This window comes from Desulfosporosinus sp. I2 (genome assembly GCF_000960765.1).
Lineage (GTDB): Bacteria > Bacillota > Desulfitobacteriia > Desulfitobacteriales > Desulfitobacteriaceae > Desulfosporosinus.
Map to the genome: position 1 here is coordinate 1 of NZ_JYNH01000259.1, position 2,370 is coordinate 2,370.

The 2,370-nt window shown below is 40.2% G+C and carries 4 protein-coding genes and 1 pseudogene; 2 read left to right on the top strand and 3 right to left on the bottom strand.

The window, feature by feature from the left end; translation table 11 throughout:
* Positions 1-155 precede the first annotated feature (155 nt).
* Positions 156-797 (top strand): HAD-IA family hydrolase, encoded by a 642-nt coding sequence (locus UF75_RS25445; protein ID WP_045577308.1) that lies wholly within the window; start codon positions 156-158, stop codon positions 795-797.
* A gap of 20 nt (positions 798-817) precedes the next feature.
* On the opposite strand, the gene UF75_RS30945 is transcribed toward UF75_RS25445, so the two are convergent.
* The gene (locus UF75_RS30945) at positions 818-940 is read right to left on the bottom strand and encodes a hypothetical protein (RefSeq protein WP_282433865.1); all 123 of its coding nucleotides are present in this window, start codon (positions 938-940) and stop codon (positions 818-820) included.
* A 140-nt stretch (positions 941-1,080) separates the two neighbouring features.
* On the opposite strand from UF75_RS30945, the gene UF75_RS25450 reads away from it, so the two are divergent.
* Positions 1,081-1,776 (top strand): DUF1287 domain-containing protein, encoded by a 696-nt coding sequence (locus UF75_RS25450; RefSeq protein WP_197079543.1) that lies wholly within the window; start codon positions 1,081-1,083, stop codon positions 1,774-1,776.
* Here the strand turns inward: UF75_RS25450 and UF75_RS30595 are convergent.
* The gene (locus UF75_RS30595) at positions 1,771-2,040 is read right to left on the bottom strand and encodes an amidohydrolase family protein (protein ID WP_348983107.1); all 270 of its coding nucleotides are present in this window, start codon (positions 2,038-2,040) and stop codon (positions 1,771-1,773) included. The genes UF75_RS25450 and UF75_RS30595 overlap by 6 nt on opposite strands.
* A 34-nt stretch (positions 2,041-2,074) precedes the next feature.
* Positions 2,075-2,370, bottom strand: a pseudogene (locus UF75_RS30600) (D-aminoacylase); the annotation flags it as partial.

Sequence of the window (2,370 nt, forward strand, 5' to 3'; positions counted from 1 at the left end):
GTTAAAACCGTACTGCGGTTTAAAGTAGAGTAGTTTAATTTATGTCAACATTAATGAATTGACACATATTGAATGTCGGGAATTAGCAGGAATGCAGAAGATCGTCTGGGGATTTAGGCGATTTATCAAATCTAGCAGTCCTTAGGGGGAAAACCATGAAACTTAAAGGATTTATCTTTGATCTGGACGGTACCTTAATTAATTCATTGCCAGTAGTTCACGCTAGTTTTCGTAATACCTTAATTAAATATATTGGACGTGAATACTCTTCCAAAGAGTTAGCCTCTCTATTTGGACCTTCAGAGGAAGGCATCTTTAGGAAATTGTTTCCTGATTCATGGGAAGAAAGTTTGCAGTTTTATCTAGACGAGTATGATCGAATTCATGCTCAATATGCTGAGCCTTTTCCAGGTGTCCGAGAGGCCCTAGCTTTGTTGAAGGAACGTGGAATAAGGTTGGCTATTGTATCAGGAAAAGGCCCGGGAAGTATGGAGATATCCTTAAAGCACTCGGGGTTAAAACCATTTTTTGAGGTGATCATAACGGGCTCAGAATATGGAGCAAGTAAACCTGAACATATTCAACAAGTTTTGAAAGCTTGGAATTACTTGCCGGAAGATGTGGCTTATGTAGGGGACATTGCCTATGACGTTAAAGCCGCTAAAGAAGTCGGTGTTTTACCGATTAGTGCGATATGGGCTGAAACCGCCCAGGTTCAAAAAGTGTTAGATATGAACCCAGCCTTTGCCTTTGATAACGTAGAAGCCTTTATTGAATGGATTAAACAAGTGGTGTGAGATGGTATGGTCCATATGTTTTAAGCAACTTTAGGATTAGTTATCGTTCTTAATTCTTTAAAGTAAAGGATTTCTTTAATAGTTACATTAGCAAATAAGGCGATCAGCATTTTCAAATCTGAAATTCTCCCTGAAATAGCCATTATCTTCCTCCCGACATATGATATTCTCAATATTCGAGTTTTTACTACCTTATTAATACGTGGGAAGATCAACGTAAAAGAGGGTTAAATGATTTGTAAATTATTCCAAATGGTTGCTGTTATTAACGAGGTGAATCTGCGTGAAAAGCATTGTTAGGACCATTATTGGTATTTTTGGATTGGCCGTGTTAGCCTTGGTTTTGACTAAGACAGAACCTGGACGGTCATATTTTGCTGAACATAAGCCCTTTGTTAAGTCGGTTCACGTTGAACGGATTGTATGTGCGATCGATACAGATAGCGATGGTTTAGATGATCTAGCAGATATTGTGGCTGGAGCCAAAGAAGAAGTGGTCAGGAAACCTCAATATCGCAGTGCGTATTATCAAGGGGGTAATCCACCTGAGACAGAAGGAGTATGTACTGATGTAGTGTGGAGGGCAATACGAGACGCAGGTTATAATTTAAAAGCCTTAGTGGATAAGGACATCCGGGAAAACTTAGCGCTGTACCCTCGAGTTGCTGGGAAGCCAGATCCAAATATTGATTTTCGACGAGTACCTAACCTCCAAGTTTTTTTTCACAGGCATGGATTGGAACTTACAAAGGAGATAAAACCAGGAGATGTAGACAACCTTTACTTGTGGCAGGCGGGAGATATTGTCACGTTTGCTTACCCACATGAACACATAGCGATTATTTCGGATAAGCGTCGTTCAGATGGTGTACCCTACCTCCTTCACAATTCAGGACCGACTGCCAGTGAATCAGATCTTTTGTTAAGCTGGCCTTCTCCAATTACTGGCCATTACCGTTTTCCTAAGGTTTTATCATAATTTCCTACCATTACTCGTTAATAATTGACCAGCATGGATAGCTTTAAGCGTTCCATTGTCAATTGCGACTTGACCATTAACAATTGTATACTTAACCCCACTTGACACAGTTAATGGGTCTGTATAATCGATTTCTTTGTTTGAGGGATAAGAATAGTTATCCATATCTAGGATGGTGATATCAGCGGCTTTTCCTTTGGCAAGCATACCACGATCACTTAATCTAAATTGCTGAGCAGGTAGGGACGTGATCCTTCGGACGATCTCTTCAGATTTTAGACCGTTTTGCTGGCATAAGTTAAAAAACTATTGGAAAAGCACCTTTACGAAATAATTCATACCAAGCATTAGGGTCGTCGATTTCCCCAGATACCTTATCAGACCCAACCATGACGAGTGGATTATGGGCGATATTATCCGCGTAAGGCGTTCCTGGGAAATCCCGTCTATTAAAACCACCCTGACAAAAAGTTAGGGTATGGCGATCGTTTTCTAATAGATCAAGGAGTAGATCATCGACATTCAGCTTTCTCTCGAAAGCTATTTCTTTTAAGGTCCTATTTTCCCATAAAAGGATCCTTCGTATTGATGACC